Genomic DNA, 18,217 nt, shown 5'->3' with positions numbered 1-18,217 from the left:
TCCTTATACTTTCGGTACAAAACTAATAGCAACGCTATGATTTCCTAAGTGTGTACCAATGACACTACCAAAGGTCGCAAATGGAATCTCACCAGCAAAACCGTCTTGATGAAGAATATCGTGAAGTGTTTCTGCTTTATCCAGAGCATTCCCATGAATGATAATGATCTGATGGTCTTTATCCGCAGTTCCTTCTTTGACAATCTCAGCTAAACGTTTGATAGCTTTTTTCTCAGTACGAACTTTCTCATACACTTCAATCACGCCTTCCTCGTTAAAATAGAGGATGGGCTTGATGCTGAGAAGGTTCCCTAGAATCGCCGCTCCGTTGGAGAGACGGCCCCCTTTGACCAAATGATTGAGATCATCCACCATGATATAGGCAGAAGTCCCATCGATTTGCATCTGAATATTGGCCAGGATTTCATCAAAAGAACGGCCTTCATCAGCCCATTTAACTGCTTCTTCAGCCATCCACCCAAGTGGGGCACTAGTAATCTTAGAATCTGGAAAAGCAATAGTTAGATTCGGGAACTCTTCCTTCAAATACTGGATATTCTGATAAAAGCCTGAAATACCAGAAGAAAGGAAAATCCCTAAAACATGGGTATAGCCTTTAGCTTCTAGTTGTGGTAAGAGTTCTTCTAATTCCGCTATACTAGGTTGGCTGGTTTTCGGAAGCTCAGAGGAAGCTTCCATCTTTTGATAGAACTCTTCTGCTGTCAGGTTTTTACCTTCTACGTAAGATACTCCATCAATGACAACTGGAATATCCAGGACAAATAAATTATCGTATCCTCTTGATTCATCTGATAGATAGGCAGACGAATCTGTGATGACTGCTAATTTCATGCATTAAAACTCCAAATTGATTCCTGGTAAATCAAGGGCGATTTCAGTAACCTCATATGTCAGACGGTTCAGCATATTCAAGCAAGGACGAGCTAGTTCTTCTACCTCTTCTTTGCTGAATTCGCTTGGCTCACTGACTAAACGATTGTGAATGTGGTTGATTTGTGTAATAGTCCCGCTAATGACAAAGCCATCAAAGACAATCATATAGGTCAAAATAACGATTAAAGAGGTTGTCTTTAACTCTGTATCGCGTTGAATCAATTGAAAGTTGACGTCTACTTTTGTCTCGGGAGTACCATTTTCTTTTTCCCATTCAAAGTTACGAGCATCATAATGATACTGGCTGACGAATTCTTTTTCACGTTGGATATCCATACTTGTTCTCCTAAAAATAAGCGTTATGAAAATTATACCATAAATTAAATCAAGATTCTATTGCAGAACCATGTCTTTTCACACTGTTTTCTATCAGAGAGAGAAGAAAAAAGGCTAGGGAAGTCCCGGCCTTTTCGTCATGATTAGTTTTTAGGTTTGCGAAGCAATCCGAACAAGATACCACTTACAACTGCACCGATCAATACGAACAAGATGTAAAGAAGTGGATTTGAAGTAAGGGCGATAACGAAGATTCCTCCGTGAGGAGCCATAAGTTTCAAGCCTGCAAGACCGACAAGGGCACCTGTCAAAGCTGAACCTGCGATGAAGCTTGGAATAGCACGAGCTGGGTCAGCTGCACCGAATGGAATGGCACCTTCTGTGATGAAGGAAAGACCCATAATAACGTTCGTCAAACCTGAATCACGTTCCTCTTGAGTGAATTTATCTTTGAACAAGACTGTTGCTACGAATACTGCCAATGGAGGAACCATACCAGCTGCCATGACGGCTGCCATAACAATAGAACCACCTGAAGCAACAGATTCAGCAAGTGTACCTGTAGCGAAGACATAAGCGGCTTTGTTCACTGGTCCACCCATATCGACAGCCATCATACCGCCGACGAGAAGTCCAAGAAGGACAGCTGAGCTACCTGACAAGCTTGAAAGGAAGTTGTTAAGACTAGTATTGATAGCAGCCATTGGAATATTGATGAGGAACATCAAGAATCCTGTCAAACCAACACCAAGTAATGGCAAGAGAAGGATTGAACGGATACCATCAAGAGACCGTGGAAGACCTGCAAGAGCTTTACGAAGAACTAAAATCACTCCACCTGCAAGGAAACCACCAACTAAGGCACCAAGGAAACCAGATGATACTGCTCCTGGCAAATCACCTTTAGCAGCTCCGTAGGCAATATTTCCAAATGCTGACCCTGAGCTAGCAATAGATCCAGCGATAACCCCTGCTACAAAACCAGGTTTTTCGGCAATTGAAAATCCGATGTAACCTGCAAGTACAGGAAGCATGAAGCCAAAGGCTGCACCGCCGATTGTTTTAAATTGAGCTGCTAATTCATGGTATGAACCAAGTTGAGACAATTGATCTTGAGGCACCCCAAGAATTTGGTCAATCAAGAAGGCAAGGGCGATCAAGATACCACCACCAATAACGAATGGAAGCATTTGAGAAACCCCACTCATCAAGTGTTTGTAGAAAGCTCCACCCAAGCTCAATTTTTCTTGGCTAGCGCTTGCTTCTGCTGCATTTTCAGCGTGGAAGACATCTGCTTTGCCATCCAAGATGGTTTGGATCAATTCTTCTGTCTGACGGATACCGGCTGCGACTGGTTTAGAGATCAATTTTTTGCCATCGAAACGAGCGGTTTCAACTGCTTTATCTGCTGCAATGATGACCCCTTCAGCTTTGGCGATTTCTTCAGCTGTCAATCGGTTTCCGACACCTGATGCCCCATTTGTTTCAACACGAACCGTAACACCCATTTCTTCACCTTTTTTGACGAGGGCTTCTTCTGCCATGTAAGTGTGAGCGATACCAGTTGTACATGCTGTAACGGCAACGATGAGCGGTTTGTCAGATGAAGTTGCTTCTTTGACTGCTTCTGCTTTTTTCGCTTCTTCAGCTGCAGCTTCTTGCTCTTCTGCATCAAAGGCTGCGATCACTTGATCAGGAGTGCTTGCTTGGCGAAGTTTGTCCGCAAATCCTGGTTTCATCAAATACTTAGACAATTCAGCAAGGGCTGCCAAGTGAGTGTCGTTGGCTCCTTCTGGAGCTGCAATCATGAAGAACAAATCAGTCGGTTGGCCATCCAGTGAAGCATAGTCAACACCCTTGTTTGATTTTGCAAACAAGACCGTTGCTTCTTTGACTGCTTCATTTTTGCTGTGGGGCATGGCAATTCCGTCACCCAAACCAGTTGAAGTTTGTGCTTCACGGTTCATAATCCCAGTCTTGAAGGTTTCAAAATCTGTCACCACACCATTGTCAACGAGCGATTGGACCATCTCATCGATCACACTCTCTTTATCCGTTGCCTGAAGATCAAACAACATCACGTTTTTATTTAAAACGTCTTGAATTTTCATAGTTTTTCTACCTCTACCTTTTTATAAGTTTCTTTAATATAGTCAGCTGTCGCCAAATCATCTGAGAAGGTGGTTGCTGTGCCACAAGCCACACCCCATTTGAAGGCTTCGACGACATCTCCTGTCGTTGCAAGTTTCCCAGTGAAGCCTGCCACCATGGAATCTCCGGCTCCAACAGAGTTCTTCACTTGACCCTTGATTGGTTTTGCGAAGTAGGTACCACTTGGACTGACTAGAAGAGCACCATCACCCGCCATGGAAATGATGACGTTTTGTGCACCCTTTGCAAAGATTTCTTTGGCATAGCGTTCGATTTCTGGCAATTCCGTCAAGGTAACGCCAAAAATAGCTCCCAACTCATGGTTGTTTGGTTTAACCAATTGCGGATTAAACTCCAAGGAATCAATCAAAGTTTGCCCTTCAAAGTCGCAAACGACTTGTGCACCTGTCGCACGAGTTGCTGCGATCAATTCTTTGTAAACAGCATTTCCAAGTGAAGATGGGGCAGATCCTGCAAAGACTACCACATCATCTGCTGTTAACCTTGATAGGATGCTGAGCAATTCTTGCAACTGAACTTCTGTCACTTCTGGACCGTTCCCATTGATCTCTGTTTCCTCATCGGCCTTGATCTTTACATTGATCCGTGTATCTTGGTCCACTGTCACAAAGTTGGTAGAAATAGCTTCGCTGGTCAGTACGTCTTCAATGAAGCGTCCAGTGAAACCACCGATAAATCCAGTCGCTGTGTTCTCGATATCGAGACGCTTCAAAACACGACTGACATTGATACCCTTACCACCGGCGAATTTATCTTCTGAAGCCATCCGATTGACCGCCCCTGTCTCTACATGATCAAGACGGACGATGTAATCAATCGCTGGATTTAATGTAACTGTATAAATCAAACCTCAATAACCTCCGTTTTTTCTTTTAATTTAGAAAGGATTTCTGTATTCGAAGCATTGGTAATGATGGTTGCTCTCTTAACCGGAGCTACCTTAACAAAAGATGTCCGCCCAAGTTTCGACGAGTCTAGAAGAATGTAAGTATTCTTTGCATTCTCTAAAATGGCCCGTTTGACGGCCCCCTCTTCAAGATCCGGTGTGCTGTACGACTCTAGGTCGACGCCATTCATCCCAATAAAAGCTCGATCGAAACTTAACTGGCCGATTTGATTCAAGGCTATCCCTCCGATGCTAGCGTCAGTCGACGTTTTGACCATCCCGCCGATAATGACCGTCGGAATATCTCTCTCCACTAAACTCGCTGCATGGTGAATGGAATTGGTCACGACTGTAACGGTTGGATTGGCCAACTCATGAACTAATAATTCATTGGTGGTCCCTGCATCGATAAAGACAACTTCAAAATCTTTGATCAGTTCTGCTGCTTTTTTTGCAATAGCAGATTTTTCTTGCACGTTTTTGATTGCTTTATCTTTATTGCTTTCTTCTTCCTGCAAGGAATGAAGACTTTCAGCCCCACCGTGAATTCGTCTTAGTTTGTTCTCAGCTTCTAGTTCATCCAAATCGCGACGAACCGTTGATTCTGATGAGTTTAACTCTTGAACCAAATCCTCAATAGAAACGATACGCTCTTTGATAACCTTTTCTAAAATGATGTGTTTTCGTTCAGATTTTAACATATAACCTCCTTTCAGAAACGATTACAAGAACTATTATACTCTCTTATCTTTCAAAGTCAAGCACTAAATATCATTTTCTTTCATTTTCTATCACTTTCTTCAAAAATGACATCATACTCACTTTAAATAATAGCTACTTAAGGCTTGAAAAAATTCCTAAAAAATCAGCAGCAAATATCTGACAGAACAAAAAGAGAGTGGGACAGAAATCGGTAATTCGTTAGAATTCGATTTCGTCGTCCCACCTCCGCACAGTTGAGTAGGGCTGTAAAAGCTGATAAAATCAGCGTAGTAAAGCCCACTCAACCACTGCGTCTTGCTCGACAATCAAAAAACAATTGAGAGGCTAGGGCTTTTGTCCCAGCCTCTTGAATATAGACAAAACTATTATTTTTCATAAAACAGCTAAATACTTCTCAAAACACGACTTATTTTGCTATTTAAGAAGATTAAAACTTTCCGCCGTGAGAAAAGTGCTTGAAACACTAGTTTCAAGCACTCGGGAGTTTTGGAGCCTTAGATTCAAAACTAAGTCATGGAACTTCTTCGAAGTTCGCTGACGTCCGTACTCACCTAAGGAAAGTTTTTTAGAAGACTTTATCTTCAAGCTGAGGTATCACTAGGATACCTTCTTTTATGTCATGTAAGCAATCTGGAAATGTTTATCCAGAATAAACATTATTTATAATTGTAAGCCCAGTAATAGTAACCATCTCCATTTACAACTGCTGCCACAGCACCTTCAGTTGCATTTGGATCTAGCAACAATTCACGCAAGCCACTGTTGAACCATTTCGTTGCTACAGTTGCTGGGTCTTCTTCACGACGAGCCACAAATCCAGTGCTATCGTATTGTCTTGAAATTTGGTTTGCTTTTGGAAGAGAAAGATTGTTGTAGATATCATCAGACCAAGTCAATTCTTTCAAACCTTGAGCTTTTCTTAGTTCATTGATTTTAGCAAATGCTTCTTTGGCCTTATCTAGAGAAATATAGTTGGTATCATCTGTCGCTTCCACACGAAATACGAATTTCACATAACCGAATTCAACATCTTTGTATTCTTTTTCGTCGACACCACTCTTCAAGTTGGCAATCAAAACATAGTCTTTCGCCCATGGGTTCTCTTTTGATTGTTCAAAGAGTTCAGGATCTTCGATTTCCCACTCTACCTTACAATCCCATCCAGCATTGTCAATGAACTTAGGATGCATTTTTTCAATGACATAGTTCTTAAATTCTTCGACGTTTTTGAACGGTAACGGTTGACCGGCTTTGACTGTTTCCACCACGTTGGTAGAGTACAGTTTCACACTTGAGTCGCGATCGCTATAAGCGTACTCGTCGTCTTTTGCATCTTCATGGAATTTTGGGTCGACGACAGGGTCATTTGGATCTGTCATTCCTTGAAGTTTCCATTTATCATCAATCCACTTCCAGTATGCTGAATATCCTGTAGTCTCTGTATCAGATGGAACATAGTAGTAATGAGTTGTCCCATCAAAGTAATAGTTCTTATCGTTGCGCAAAGCAGCTGATCCAGGCTTACCAGGTGGGTAGACCAACTTAGGCACACGACCATTTGGCGCCCAAGGAAGGTGTTCTAATCCTTCTGCTGGAGTTTCAACATATGGTGGAATTTGGTTTTCACTTGGCTGGTCAGTTGTTACCAAACCGTCATTGCCAGGTACTTCTGGTTGAACAGGTTCTTCTGGTTTTGGCTCAGCTGGATTCTCAGGAGTTGGAGCGAATGGATCGAATTCACCATCTGCGCCTACAAATGGCGGATTCTCTGGGAAGACCAAGTTACCTGTATCTTCAGGTGTAGCTGGTTCTGATGGTTCCACCGGTTGATCCGGTTTATCAGTTGGATTTGGTTCCTCCGGTGTTGGGGTTGGATTTGGTGTCGGAGTAGGTGCCGGAGTATCCGGAGTTACAGGATTTTCTGTTTCGCTAGAATTCTTCACAAATACCCACTTACCATTTTGATAGTAATAGTAATCCCCATTCTCTAATAAATAGTAATGGTAACCATTCTCATAAAGGTAATGAGGATCGTTGGCTAGATTATTTCTAGAGTTATTACGATTGGTCAACGGTTGCCACTGGCCATTGCGGTAGATCCGGTAACTTCCATCACTCATTCGATAGTAGTGATTGCCATTCCAGTAGATGTAATTTTCATCACGTGTGAGATTGTTGTAGCCATAGTAGTTGTTCCAGTTGTTATAACCGTAATTATAGCCGTAGTTATAATCATAATTATTATAGTTATAATTGTTATAACCATAGTAATAGTCGTAATTATTATAGCCGTAATTGTTATAGCCATAGTAATAATCATAATTATTATAGCCGTAGTTATAATTATAATTGTAATTATTATAGCCATAATTTCTATAGCTAGGAGTATAGTAGCTATAAGCATAGCCACTGGTATTCCAGTTATAGCTTTCAGCCTGAACGTTTGACGCAGCAAAAACTGGAACTGCTACAGCAGAGGCCAAGATAGCCCGAGTTACATATCTATATTTTTTATCCATATCAATAATCTCCATTAGGATAGTATTATAAATAAAAAGGATGAAAAAACCTATGCATAAGTGTAATCCAACCATTTTTCCAGCTTATATAGGTAAAAAGAGCTCCTGAATGAAACGTTCATTTTATTTCAAGGCCTATTTTAAAAATGAACACATCAGTCAGGTTTCCACATATTTTTGCCTAAAAAACTGATAATAACGGCATATTTTGTATCGACACTTTTTCTTCCTTTGTGAAAATTATAACAAAGAAAGTTTCTAATGGCAAATAATTTGAGAGCCTTCTTATTTTACTCATAGAACTATACTCATTCTTTATGCAGATAATTTTTACCCCACTATTCTCTGATTTAATGGTAGGGTTATAAAGGATAAAACAATAGTATAGTATTATACTATTGTTTTATCCTGTTTCTATAGCTGCTAGATCATACAAAAAGAAGCTGAGACAAAAGTCCTAGCCTCTCAATTGTCTTTGGATTATCGAGCAAGACGCAGTGGTTGAGTGGGCTCTACTATGCTGATTTCATCAGCTTTTACAGCCCTACTCAACTGTGCGGAGGTGGGACGACGAAATCGAATTCTAACGAATTACCGATTTCTGTCCCACTCTCACTTTAACAACTATTCTTCTTTTTTAACCCAAGTCCTCTAAACCATCTGGATAATCCTTTTCTACTTTTGTGTTCGTCTTTTCCAGTAGCTTTCTCAAGATCATCTTTGACTTGCAAGTGTTCTTCTGATTGAGTAGAAGCTAGAAACGAAACTTGGGCCTGATCAGTAGTTTCTTCATCTCCAGCTACTGCAGATTTGTTTCCATCCTCATTTGACTGAATTTTCTCTATCTGACTTCTGAACTCACTAGCTTCCTTTTGATAAGCCATAAAACTTGCAAAGGCTGTTTCAAATTCTACTTTTTTCTCTTCGAGTTCAGTTTTAGCAGAGGCGACCAAGGCTTGCGCATCTACTAGCAGTTCAGATGAATTGGTAAACAGTTTTAGATGTCCTTTTGCTTGCGCTAATTGTTTTTGAGCAAGTTGAAGTTGGATATGCGCCCCTTCAAGCTTAGATGCAGTCTCCTTCGCTGTATTTTGTAACGCTTCTAATTGCTTTTTATCTTCTTCTAATGCTAGAGTCACATTTTTCAAGGCTTCTTCTTTAGGGCTAATACTACCTTGTATCCGAGCCCGTGATACTGCCAGTGAGTTTTCGGCTTCCTTGACTTCTATCGACGCAGCCTGCCATTTCTTCATCGCTGAAGCTAGGTTGCCTTGAGCACGCGACAATAGTTGCTCATGACTTGCAAGAGAATTCTTAACATCGAATAAATGACCAGAAAGGATATTGATACGAGACTCTTGGTTAATCTTTTCGACCTTTAGGCTCTCCAATGTATTTTTTACAGCCTTCACATCTGCTTTTGTCGTCCTTGCGTCTGCAACTTTTCTCATCCACTTGGTCAGTTCTTCACTGGTATAAAGGGATACTCCTTCCTCAAAGAAAGCTGCTTGAGATATTTCTAAATCTGGATCATAGGTAACTGAAATGGCCTTGTATTGATTCCCCATCATGTGGACATAGTGTCCAACCTTAGCAAATAGCTCCGGTTCCACTTTTCTGGAGATCTGTCCAGGATCTAGCCGACTTTCATCCGTCGGTAAATCGAATTGCTTAGCTAATTGACGATAGTGGTCTTTTTCACTATACCAGAAGGCAACCGCTTCTCTAGGTCGATAGCCCCAAGCAACATTCTCATTCTCTTGGTAACTGGACAAGGCTTTTCGATGATTTACATAATACTCTGTTTGAAGTTGACTAGTAGGCAATTGATAAGGATCTACCAAGAGCTCCTCTAAACCAGCCTGGCGACGGTACTGATTAATCGTGTCTACGATTTCTAACGCTTTTAAGACATTATCTAATCTAGCGACCTTTCCTCCTGCTAACAGGTCCTCTTCACTCCTACGGCGATAAAGAGACAAGGCTTCGACCGCGTCTTGGTCACCTGCTTTGGACCACTCATGAAGTAAGGTCTCATAGCTTGCCTGTTGAAGATTAATGGGACTTAGCATTGCCGCTTCACGGACCTGTTCTAACTCTACTTCCTTTAGGGAAATCTGATGGGCTAGTCGCTCAATTTTCTCCTGTGCGCCAGCAATCTCACTAGAAACCTGCTTTAAGACCTGAGGCACATTGGCATGAGTTTCTGTCAGATTAACTACTAATGCTTGAGCTGTTTTTAATTCGTTTTGCGTCTGCTCCTCTTTTAGCTGTGCGTTCGCTAATACTGTCTCATCATTCTGTATGGGTTGTTTGGCTTTTCTCAATTCATTACCTGCAATATCTACAAGTAATTGTTGGGCAGCAATTTTATTCTCTTGATTCTTGATGGCAGAACGGACTTGGTGATCGGAATCTGTTGCTTGGCGTACCTTCTCTTCTTCTAAAGTAACAACTGCTTCTGCAATCGCAACTTCATTTTCAGTTTTGCCAATGGAGCTTTGATTGGAGTCTTGAATCCTTTTTTCAGTATTCTGTAAGTTAGCTTCAGCAGCTTCAAGACCAGACTTGGCTACATTGTATTCAGATTGAGCTTGATTCAAGCGCAAACGTTGGTCTTCTACTCTTTTTTTAGCTTTTAACAACTGTTCATTTAAGATATCCATATCCATAAAACTTGTATCCATTCCAGTCACATCCGTCGATTGCTGATCCCCAGTACCCTTCTGAGCGATCTCCTCTGCTTGCGCCTTATGTCCAGCCAAACCTGAAAAGAGGGTTGTCGCAGCGACACCCGTTGTAAAGACTGATTTTCCTATTTTTTTGCCCATTGCAAACACCACCAAAACTTTTTCATATCTGTTCTCTCTCCATTTTAGAATACCACATTTTGTTACCAATAACTAGTAGGATGAGGAAGATTTTTTATTATTTTTAGGGCAAAAGAAAAACAGCAAAGGCTGTTATTCTTCTTGTTTAATTTTCTCCAATATCTTCTCTTCTTCTGCTGTCAATTCATAGTTTTCTAGGAGATCAGGGCGACGATCCAAGGTCTTTTTCAAACTCTGATAGAGACGCCATTGACGGATATTTTCATGGTGACCACTCATGAGGACATCTGGAACCGTCATCCCTCGGTATTCATAAGGCCGTGTGTATTGAGGATACTCTAAGAGACCAGACGAGAAACTATCATCCTGGTGGCTGGACTCTTTTCCGATCACCTCTGGAATCAAGCGGACTGTCGCATCAATCATGGTCATGGCTGCTAGCTCACCGCCCGTCAGAACATAATCTCCCAGAGAAATCTCATCTGTCACCAAGGTCTTGATCCGCTCGTCATAACCCTCATAGTGGCCACAGATAAAGATCAATTCCTCTTCCTGAGCTAATTCTTCTGCGTAAGATTGGTCAAAGGTTCGACCTGCTGGATCAAGTAAGATCACGCGCGGATTCTTTTTCTCAATGGCATCAAAAGCATCGAAGATCGGCTGCGCTCGTAGAAGCATACCTTGCCCACCACCATAGGGTTCATCATCCACGTGACGCGCCTTCTCCGCGTTTTCACGGAAATTATGGTAGTTGATTTCTAATAGGCCTTTCTCACGCGCCTTTCCGACAATCGAATGCTCCAAAGGTGAAAACATCTCTGGAAAGAGAGTTAAAATATCAATCTTCATCGTCTAACCCTTCTAAGATGTTTACATCCACCCGATTACCCGGAATATCGATATTGAGCACCACTGGTGGGATATAAGGCAAGAGAAGGTCACGTTTGCCTTTACGTTTGACCACCCAGACGTCATTGGCACCTGGTTGCAGGATTTCCTTGATCTGGCCGATTAGTTGGTCATTTTCGTAAACATCAAGGCCGATGATCTCATGGTAATAAAACTCGCCCTCATCCAAATCCGTCAAGTCTTCTTCCGCAACCTTGAGGCTAAAGCCCTTGAATTTTTCGATAGCATTGATATGGTACATATCCTTAAACTTGATGATATCAAAGTTCTTGTGCTTCCGATGATTAGCAATGGTCACTGTTTGGACGAACTGATCCTTCTCATCAAAGAGAGCCAATTCAGCTCCTTTTTTAAAACGCTCTTCCGCAAAGTCTGTCACAGACAAGACCCGCATTTCTCCTTGTAAGCCTTGGGTATTGACTATTTTCCCAACATTAAAGTAATTCATTTTATTCTTTACATTCCTCTTTAAATTAGTTTATCTCTACAAGTCTCTAATAATAGTTGCAATTTTTTCCGACTCTGACCACTGTAGATAGTGGTGATTTCCACCTAGAATGAGTTTTGTTTTAGTACTCCAATATTCTGAATCTCTGTACTCTTTTTCTCTATACGCCTGACAAAATATGAAAATAGGAATATTATCTGCTAAGGACAAACTATCAAAATCTTCAGCAGTAATATTTCCAGATATTTGAAAACCAGGAACTTGCTTTTCCAACTCTAATCCTCTTGCTTCCATCAATTCCCAAATCAGTCTATCAGTTTCAGGGTCAAATGTTGCTTGAGTTAGTCCCTTGAAATAATTTTCGGGCCCACATTCTTCAATCATCCTCATTTGATCTTCCATTTCTGGATAAGGATTTTTGGAAAAATCAGCAAACATTATATTTTTTGTTGTCGGTTCAAGTGCTATCAATGCTTGACACTTAATTGGTTTACTCATCAACTTTAATGCCAAAACACCACCTAAACTATGAACACATAGTATATAATCAGAAATTTCCAATCCTTTCAGAATTTCGTATACCGTATCAACCAGACTGTCAAAATTTAGTCCTGCCTGGTTATGAATCGAACTCCTTCCTGTATTTGGAAAATCAATTGTAAGGTAGCCCATTGAAGAAGGAAGTTTTTCAAGTATTGGTAGAAAATTTTCATATGTTGGTATCAAACCAGCACCATTTAAACAGACTAGTACTCTATTTCTTTTTTTATAAGTAACAGAGAGACAACCAATCTTTGTAGTTACTTCAAATCGGTTCATATCAAAACCACTCATTCTATACAATAATTCACTAAATATTCTTATGTTTATTTTATCACGTTAAAGGGATTTTCTCAAATGCTCTTTTCTGCTAGAAACTGCTCCAAATCCTTCTGGTGCTGGTATTTGACAGCTGCTGTTTTATCTTTTTCAAAAATTGTTTTAGTAAGGTCAATCTCATTAATGGCAGCGATGGCAACCGTATAGTGTATGATATCAGCCAGTTCTTTGGCCAATTCCTCATTTGAGTCCTGAACCCCTTCTTTTCGTCCAGAACGACCATTTAAGACCTCGGCAACTTCCCCAACCTCTTCGACGAGCTTGATAAACAGACCTTCTTCCGTACGACTGTCTTTGTAATGTTCTTTTAAATAGGCTTGTAATTGCCGAATGGTCACTTCTTTCATAGCTTCTCCTTGCAACAAAAAAACGGGACAGAGTCCCGCCTTTTATTTTTCGTCAATAACGATTCTTACTTTTTTATCTTCAGTTGGGACAGAGTAGACAATCGTTCTTATCGCAGAAATGGTGCGACCTTTCCGACCGATCACTCGACCAACATCGCTAGGATCAAGGTCAAGGTGGTACTCCAAGAATTCAGGAGTATCTTCGATCTTGATGGTTAAGGCATCCGGTTGTGAAATCAAGGGTTTCACAATTGCAATAATAAGATTTTCAATCGTATCCATACGTCAACCTACTTTATGATTATTTTGAGAATTTAGAATCGTGGAATTTCTTCAAGACACCTTCTTTTGAAAGGATGTTGCGAACTGTATCTGAAGGTTGAGCTCCATCAGCCAACCATGCAAGAACGCGGTCTTCTTTCAAAGTAACTTGGTTTTCTTCAACAAGTGGATTGTAAGTTCCAACTGTTTCGATGAAACGTCCATCACGTGGTGAACGTGAATCTGCTACGTTGATACGGTAGTATGGTTTTTTCTTAGAACCCATACGAGTCAAACGAATTTTAACTGCCATTTTTATAAGTCTCTTTTCTATATTTTAATTTTCGGTGAAATAGACAAGCTATTTAGCACATGATCTATTATAACACATTTTATAGACCTGTCAAGAAAAAAACTTGACACTATTAAAAATTTTTTAATCGATCTCAAAGTAATAAGATCCTTCATTTTTGGAATCCGATTCAATCACATAGTTCCCAGGGGGAAGACCGGATACATCCAAGTGCTTCCCTTCAAATTCTTTGGCGAGGGAAGTCACTGTAATGGTAAAGGAAAATCCCTTGATTTGACGGTAGGTAGCATAATCCAAGGTCAGAATCCCTCGAAGATCCGTTTCTCCAACTTTTTCAGCAGCCAGTAAGTCTCTTGCCAATTGATCTTCAAAATCGGGATTTTGGATTGGTAACTGAAGACGAACCTCGCTTACCTCGAGGCCTTGTTGATGAAATCGCTCTTTTATCTCTTGCTTTAATTGTTGAAATCCTTGAGATTCCGTAAAGGCTCTTTCAAAAAACGGAGCTACTAACCAACTGTTGTAATGTTGGGCCAGTTCTCCTGCCGTGTCATAGTTTTTCCCAGTTTCTTCTTTTGATAGATGAGTCGCATCGGGAAAGTCAAACTGAACCGTCTTTCCCTCAACCCTTTCTTGATAGCTATAGGCATATTTGGTCGACATCCCATGGAGTTCAGCTGCTTTAAAATGTAGGTCTCCTTTAAATCCCGCTTCCTGATAAAAGGTAGAAATTTGCTGTTGGATTTCTTTTTCTTCTTGATCGATAAGAAAGAAGAAAAAACAAGTCAAGAGTGTGACCGCTATGAAGAATACAAGAAGCAGATAGAGAAACCATTTTTTAATGTTGAATGGTATTGTCTTAAATATATTCATTTATCCATAATAACAAAAAACTAGCCCAAGAGCTAGTTTGTAAGGGAATGAAATTTGAACAAAGCTTGTTCAGGTTGTTAAAGAGACGCTTATATTTGATGTTCCTCCACATCACCGCTACATTCAATCCAGGGATATTGCTTCATCAGATAGGTCCAAAAATGATACCACTCCTCTTTCTGATAGCTGATAGCGAGATAGTATTCCTTGTAGTCAAAATCCCTTAACACAAGAAAATACTTAGGAGGAAGAAGTGATTTGTTTCTACCAGAGTACCTACTATAACTATACTTTTGAAATTTCTGAAGTTGGATTTTCCAAATATCCTCATCTATTCTCAGATAGTCGAAACAAGAGCGATAGGTTATCAAATAGCCCTTATAAATCAGTAATTTTAGCCTCGGGTCTCTGAATTCCGCTTCCTTCTCTATTTCCTGCAAAGAGATTGATTCGTTCCATTCCTGAGAAAATTCTCTGCCTTTTCTGCTTGTTTTACAAATCAGACGAACAAATTCGAATACTTGCCGAATGAGAATAAAAGAAACCGTGCAGCCAAGCATGATCCAGGCTTGAAACTCTTTTCTTTCCTGAACAGTAGCTTGGTCCCAATCCATCCCATTCAATAAGCATAACAGATAGAAAGCCGCGCCAGCTAATAGGAGGATATAAGCTAGTCGAATAAGAAATTGAAAAAATAAACTCTTTCTAATCATTTAGTGCTGTTTACACTCTCCTTCTTGTCAGGTCCATTCCTTTTCACCTCTAACTGAAAGCAACTGGTGTCAATACTGGGCTAATCCTTTCGCAAGAGCGCCAATAAAGCCTCATAAGAATACACTTCATAAGTCGGCACTGCTTGACTGGTATTTTCTTTGTGATCCGGATTGTACCAGACGGTATCAATCTCCGCAGCATTGCCTCCAGCGATGTCCGCCGTCAAAGAATCTCCAATCATGAGAGCTTGTTCCTTGGCAAATCCTGGGATCAGGTTCGCGATTTTTTCGTAAAAGGCCACTTCCGGTTTTTGAGTCCCTAATTGTTCAGAGATGAAGATTTCTTTGAAATTAGGGGTAATAGCAGATTGCTTCAAACGCCCTTGCTGAATAGCGGTAACGCCGTTGGTAGCACCATAGAGCTGGTAACCTCTTTCTACTAACTTGGCTAACAAGTCTTCTGCTCCTGGGAAACTCCGTCCCTGTTGACTAATGTAGTCCTGGTAACGAAGAGCCATCTCTTCACCATCTACCTCTCTACCAAAATGGGCAAAGGCGATCGCAAACCTGCTGTTAATCAAGTCTTTCTTGCTAATTTTCTTTTGTTCCAAATCTTTCCAGAGGCCTTGGTTCATGGGTTTGTAGTAATCCTTAAAGGCTTGAATATCTTGAACCCCCTGATCTTGGAGGAATTGCGTTAAGGCCACTTCCTCCGCTGTATCAAAGTCCAATAAGGTATGATCTAGGTCAAAAAGTAAAAATGTATATGTCATTACAAACGATCCTTTAGTTTTTCTACAAATAAATAGGCTGCTGGGCAAGTGAGGGTATTCTTGATAGTCAGATGGTTGATCTGGTAGATTTTCTTGCGGTCTGTATGAGGAAATTCTCGGCAAGCCTTAGGACGCACATCGTAGATGGAACAGAGATTATCACCACCCAAGAAAGGGCAAGGCATGGATTTGAAGACCTTGTCGCCATCTTCATCGACTTCTAAAAACTCTGCTTCAAAGGCAGGCAACTTCATCTTGAAATACTTGGCAATGCGCGTGATATCCGCTTCTTTAAAATCGGGTCCTAGGGTCTTACAGCAGTTGGCACAGGCGGTACAATCAATTTCTTGAAAGACTTCATCGTGAATCTCTTGCGCTATTTTATCTAGATTTTTAGGGGGTTTCTTTTTCAGATTCGCCAATACCTTGCGGTGCTCCTTTTGCTTTTGGAGCGCTAACTGATGGTATTTTTCTAAGTCAATTTCTTGAGACATAAACTACTTTCTAATTGCTAAATGGATAAGAGCATTATACCATAGAGGCCGTAAAAAAGGGAGTGGGACAGAACTCCGACTAATTTAGAAGAGTTCGTTTTCCCACCCCCGCACAGTTGATTAGGTTATCTTTGGAGCTAAAAAGCGAACAAAGATACCAATCAACCACTGCGTCATGTAGTTATTTCTATTAAACATTAATGACTGAATAGTTTAAGCCAAACTCTCACTTGATTAATCCGTCACGGCACCTGTTCCATCAAGGCTCCAAGTGTTTTCTACATAAGGAGTAAATTGAGTTATTGTTTTCTCAAATCCTTCAACAACAATCAGATAAACCTTATCATCTTTTTGGAATACCCATCCCGCAACCTGCAGGCCTGAATTGAGAAATATATGTATTTTAAGTGATTCATTGCCTCCAACGGTCGTCGTAGATCTTGTCATTTTCTCAACAAGTTTAGAGTCATTCCACCTAGTCTCAAACCTTTGAGCAATCAGATCTGCATTAAATTCCACTCCTTCAGCTACATTTGCTTTTTCTCTAGTAGCAGCATTTAAAACAATAATATTGAAGGCGTTTTTATCTGTATACTGAATATTATCTCCGACTTGGATGCTATCATTCTTTTTCCAGTCACTCGGGATATTGACATAGCCATAATCTGCTGAACCGATTCGTTTAGTTTTTACATCCTCCTTATCATTATCTGATATTTCTTGCTCTACCTTGCTACTTGATTTTGTTGTTTCTTTTGCCACATTCGTGGAACTAGATGGTGCTGACGATTTACTAGACTCTTTCTTTGGACTAGTACAAGCAAAGAGACTGACAACAGACAAAAACGTAACTGACGCCAGTAAGAACTTATTTTTCATCTTTCTCTCCTCTATGATAGATTATATACACTAGTCTAACATCTTAAACTCTATTTTAAAAGGACCAGTTAAATTTCTTACCAAAAAAACAAGAACTAATTCAAACTGATGAACTGTTTGAATTAGTCCCTGCTTTCTTAAGGATATACAACTTGAGAGATTCTTTGCTAACCAGGTTGTAAGAAGTTAATTGTTCTAAGAAATAGAACTTAATGACAGCGTCTAAATCGTATTCTATCATGCATTGAAAATTGGTGATAATGAAACCAACTTCCTCACGAATGCATTAGGCTTTTGGACCTTTCTCATCCAAACTCCAAGTTTCCTCAATGTAAGGAATGAATTGAGCCAAGGTCTCTTTATCTCCTTCAAAAGACATCAAGTATACCTTATCATCCTTTTGGAAGACCCAAGTAATGAGGTACTGTCCAGATTTAAGGATAATATTTAGCTGCAAAGCTTCATTACCCGAGACAGTGGTTTTAGCTCCCCACATTTTTTCTAGTTCTTTGTTGTCATTCCAATAGTAAGCAAGTCGATTCGCGATCAACTCTGCATTGAAGACTTCCCCTTCACCGACATTTGCTTTCTCTTTGGTATACCCGTTCATGGTAACGATATTGTAGGCACTTCCATCCGTAAATTGAATGCTGTCTCCGCCGTCTATGTCTGTAAATTTAATCCACTTGCTTGGGATATCGATATAACCATAATCAGGAGAACCAACCCGTTTGGTTTCTACAGAACTCTTGGTATCACTCTTGGTATCATCTGATGATTTTGACTCCACCTTGCTTGAAGTTTTTTTACTAGAGGATTTTTTGCTCTTTTTTACCACCTCAGTGGAACTAGATTCAGATGACAACGGTTTTCTAGACTCTTTTTTATGAGTGCTACAAGCTACAAGAGCAACAGCTGACAAGACCGAAACGGTCGCTAGTAGGAACTTATTTTTCATCTTTTCTCT

The 18,217-nt window shown here is 40.4% G+C and carries 19 protein-coding genes; all 19 read right to left on the bottom strand.

The features are described 5' to 3' along the window. Positions 1 to 3 precede the first annotated feature (3 nt). The 19 genes from LXO72_RS02695 to LXO72_RS02605 all read right to left on the bottom strand — a co-directional run bounded on the left by LXO72_RS02695 (position 4) and on the right by LXO72_RS02605 (position 18,208). On the bottom strand, positions 4 to 852 hold the full coding sequence (locus LXO72_RS02695; RefSeq protein WP_233331461.1) for a DegV family protein: 849 nt from the start codon (positions 850 to 852) through the stop codon (positions 4 to 6). A 3-nt stretch (positions 853 to 855) separates the two neighbouring features. After that, positions 856 to 1,230: a DUF1149 family protein gene (locus LXO72_RS02690; RefSeq protein ID WP_006596301.1), complete on the bottom strand. Its 375-nt coding sequence runs from the start codon at positions 1,228 to 1,230 to the stop codon at positions 856 to 858. Positions 1,231 to 1,373: 143 nt separating this feature from the next. Further along, the gene (locus LXO72_RS02685) at positions 1,374 to 3,341 is read right to left on the bottom strand and encodes a PTS fructose transporter subunit IIABC (RefSeq protein ID WP_233331460.1); all 1,968 of its coding nucleotides are present in this window, start codon (positions 3,339 to 3,341) and stop codon (positions 1,374 to 1,376) included. Further along, positions 3,338 to 4,249, bottom strand: a complete 912-nt coding sequence (pfkB, locus tag LXO72_RS02680; protein ID WP_233331459.1) for a 1-phosphofructokinase — start codon at positions 4,247 to 4,249, stop codon at positions 3,338 to 3,340. Before pfkB ends, LXO72_RS02685 begins: the two co-directional genes overlap by 4 nt. After that, entirely contained in the window at positions 4,246 to 4,989 is a 744-nt protein-coding gene (locus LXO72_RS02675) for a DeoR/GlpR family DNA-binding transcription regulator (protein ID WP_233331458.1), read from the bottom strand. Before LXO72_RS02675 ends, pfkB begins: the two co-directional genes overlap by 4 nt. 678 nt (positions 4,990 to 5,667) lie before the next feature. Further along, positions 5,668 to 7,530, bottom strand: a complete 1,863-nt coding sequence (locus LXO72_RS02670) for a CAP domain-containing protein (RefSeq protein ID WP_233331457.1) — start codon at positions 7,528 to 7,530, stop codon at positions 5,668 to 5,670. A gap of 617 nt (positions 7,531 to 8,147) precedes the next feature. Further along, positions 8,148 to 10,361: a secretion protein gene (locus tag LXO72_RS02665; protein WP_233331456.1), complete on the bottom strand. Its 2,214-nt coding sequence runs from the start codon at positions 10,359 to 10,361 to the stop codon at positions 8,148 to 8,150. Between the two features lie 132 nt (positions 10,362 to 10,493). Further along, positions 10,494 to 11,210 (bottom strand): tRNA (guanosine(37)-N1)-methyltransferase TrmD, encoded by a 717-nt coding sequence (gene trmD, locus LXO72_RS02660; RefSeq protein ID WP_233331455.1) that lies wholly within the window; start codon positions 11,208 to 11,210, stop codon positions 10,494 to 10,496. Next, the gene (rimM, locus tag LXO72_RS02655) at positions 11,200 to 11,718 is read right to left on the bottom strand and encodes a ribosome maturation factor RimM (RefSeq protein WP_233331454.1); all 519 of its coding nucleotides are present in this window, start codon (positions 11,716 to 11,718) and stop codon (positions 11,200 to 11,202) included. The genes trmD and rimM overlap by 11 nt, the downstream gene beginning before the upstream one ends. A gap of 36 nt (positions 11,719 to 11,754) precedes the next feature. Then, complete coding sequence (locus LXO72_RS02650) at positions 11,755 to 12,537, bottom strand: alpha/beta fold hydrolase (RefSeq protein ID WP_233331453.1); 783 nt, start codon at positions 12,535 to 12,537, stop codon at positions 11,755 to 11,757. Between the two features lie 74 nt (positions 12,538 to 12,611). Continuing rightward, positions 12,612 to 12,944 (bottom strand): MazG nucleotide pyrophosphohydrolase domain-containing protein, encoded by a 333-nt coding sequence (locus tag LXO72_RS02645; protein ID WP_233331452.1) that lies wholly within the window; start codon positions 12,942 to 12,944, stop codon positions 12,612 to 12,614. A gap of 42 nt (positions 12,945 to 12,986) precedes the next feature. Beyond that, a complete protein-coding gene (kphA, locus tag LXO72_RS02640) occupies positions 12,987 to 13,226 on the bottom strand; it encodes an RNA-binding protein KphA (protein WP_003001620.1) in 240 nt (79 codons plus the stop codon). A gap of 19 nt (positions 13,227 to 13,245) precedes the next feature. Further along, positions 13,246 to 13,518 (bottom strand): 30S ribosomal protein S16, encoded by a 273-nt coding sequence (gene rpsP, locus LXO72_RS02635; protein ID WP_006596292.1) that lies wholly within the window; start codon positions 13,516 to 13,518, stop codon positions 13,246 to 13,248. A 123-nt stretch (positions 13,519 to 13,641) separates the two neighbouring features. Beyond that, on the bottom strand, positions 13,642 to 14,391 hold the full coding sequence (locus tag LXO72_RS02630; protein ID WP_233331451.1) for a hypothetical protein: 750 nt from the start codon (positions 14,389 to 14,391) through the stop codon (positions 13,642 to 13,644). An 89-nt stretch (positions 14,392 to 14,480) separates the two neighbouring features. Beyond that, a complete protein-coding gene (locus LXO72_RS02625) occupies positions 14,481 to 15,104 on the bottom strand; it encodes a hypothetical protein (protein ID WP_233331450.1) in 624 nt (207 codons plus the stop codon). An 80-nt stretch (positions 15,105 to 15,184) separates the two neighbouring features. Continuing rightward, positions 15,185 to 15,877, bottom strand: a complete 693-nt coding sequence (locus LXO72_RS02620; protein ID WP_233331449.1) for a YjjG family noncanonical pyrimidine nucleotidase — start codon at positions 15,875 to 15,877, stop codon at positions 15,185 to 15,187. After that, entirely contained in the window at positions 15,877 to 16,371 is a 495-nt protein-coding gene (locus LXO72_RS02615; protein ID WP_023023349.1) for a YkgJ family cysteine cluster protein, read from the bottom strand. Before LXO72_RS02615 ends, LXO72_RS02620 begins: the two co-directional genes overlap by 1 nt. A 234-nt stretch (positions 16,372 to 16,605) precedes the next feature. Next, positions 16,606 to 17,250 (bottom strand): hypothetical protein, encoded by a 645-nt coding sequence (locus LXO72_RS02610; RefSeq protein WP_233331448.1) that lies wholly within the window; start codon positions 17,248 to 17,250, stop codon positions 16,606 to 16,608. A gap of 286 nt (positions 17,251 to 17,536) precedes the next feature. After that, positions 17,537 to 18,208 (bottom strand): hypothetical protein, encoded by a 672-nt coding sequence (locus tag LXO72_RS02605; protein ID WP_233331447.1) that lies wholly within the window; start codon positions 18,206 to 18,208, stop codon positions 17,537 to 17,539. Positions 18,209 to 18,217 lie beyond the last annotated feature (9 nt).

This window comes from Streptococcus sp. XMC (assembly GCF_021341835.1).
Taxonomy (GTDB): domain Bacteria; phylum Bacillota; class Bacilli; order Lactobacillales; family Streptococcaceae; genus Streptococcus.
The sequence above is the reverse complement of the archived record's forward strand: the minus strand, read 5'-3'. Positions and strand labels throughout refer to the sequence as shown.

Excerpts from the sequence above, each read along its gene's own strand:
- LXO72_RS02695 (WP_233331461.1), bottom strand. The coding sequence starts at position 852 with ATGAAATTAGCAGTCATCACAGATTCGTCTGCCTATCTATCAGATGAA.
- LXO72_RS02670 (WP_233331457.1), bottom strand. The coding sequence starts at position 7,530 with ATGGATAAAAAATATAGATATGTAACTCGGGCTATCTTGGCCTCTGCT.
- LXO72_RS02625 (WP_233331450.1), bottom strand. The coding sequence starts at position 15,104 with ATGATTAGAAAGAGTTTATTTTTTCAATTTCTTATTCGACTAGCTTAT.
- kphA (WP_003001620.1), bottom strand. The coding sequence starts at position 13,226 with ATGGATACGATTGAAAATCTTATTATTGCAATTGTGAAACCCTTGATT.
- trmD (WP_233331455.1), bottom strand. The coding sequence starts at position 11,210 with ATGAAGATTGATATTTTAACTCTCTTTCCAGAGATGTTTTCACCTTTG.
- LXO72_RS02665 (WP_233331456.1), bottom strand. The coding sequence starts at position 10,361 with ATGGGCAAAAAAATAGGAAAATCAGTCTTTACAACGGGTGTCGCTGCG.
- LXO72_RS02645 (WP_233331452.1), bottom strand. The coding sequence starts at position 12,944 with ATGAAAGAAGTGACCATTCGGCAATTACAAGCCTATTTAAAAGAACAT.
- LXO72_RS02650 (WP_233331453.1), bottom strand. The coding sequence starts at position 12,537 with ATGAACCGATTTGAAGTAACTACAAAGATTGGTTGTCTCTCTGTTACT.
- LXO72_RS02615 (WP_023023349.1), bottom strand. The coding sequence starts at position 16,371 with ATGTCTCAAGAAATTGACTTAGAAAAATACCATCAGTTAGCGCTCCAA.
- LXO72_RS02610 (WP_233331448.1), bottom strand. The coding sequence starts at position 17,250 with ATGAAAAATAAGTTCTTACTGGCGTCAGTTACGTTTTTGTCTGTTGTC.
- LXO72_RS02685 (WP_233331460.1), bottom strand. The coding sequence starts at position 3,341 with ATGAAAATTCAAGACGTTTTAAATAAAAACGTGATGTTGTTTGATCTT.
- LXO72_RS02675 (WP_233331458.1), bottom strand. The coding sequence starts at position 4,989 with ATGTTAAAATCTGAACGAAAACACATCATTTTAGAAAAGGTTATCAAA.
- LXO72_RS02630 (WP_233331451.1), bottom strand. The coding sequence starts at position 14,391 with ATGAATATATTTAAGACAATACCATTCAACATTAAAAAATGGTTTCTC.
- rpsP (WP_006596292.1), bottom strand. The coding sequence starts at position 13,518 with ATGGCAGTTAAAATTCGTTTGACTCGTATGGGTTCTAAGAAAAAACCA.
- rimM (WP_233331454.1), bottom strand. The coding sequence starts at position 11,718 with ATGAATTACTTTAATGTTGGGAAAATAGTCAATACCCAAGGCTTACAA.
- LXO72_RS02620 (WP_233331449.1), bottom strand. The coding sequence starts at position 15,877 with ATGACATATACATTTTTACTTTTTGACCTAGATCATACCTTATTGGAC.
- LXO72_RS02690 (WP_006596301.1), bottom strand. The coding sequence starts at position 1,230 with ATGGATATCCAACGTGAAAAAGAATTCGTCAGCCAGTATCATTATGAT.
- LXO72_RS02605 (WP_233331447.1), bottom strand. The coding sequence starts at position 18,208 with ATGAAAAATAAGTTCCTACTAGCGACCGTTTCGGTCTTGTCAGCTGTT.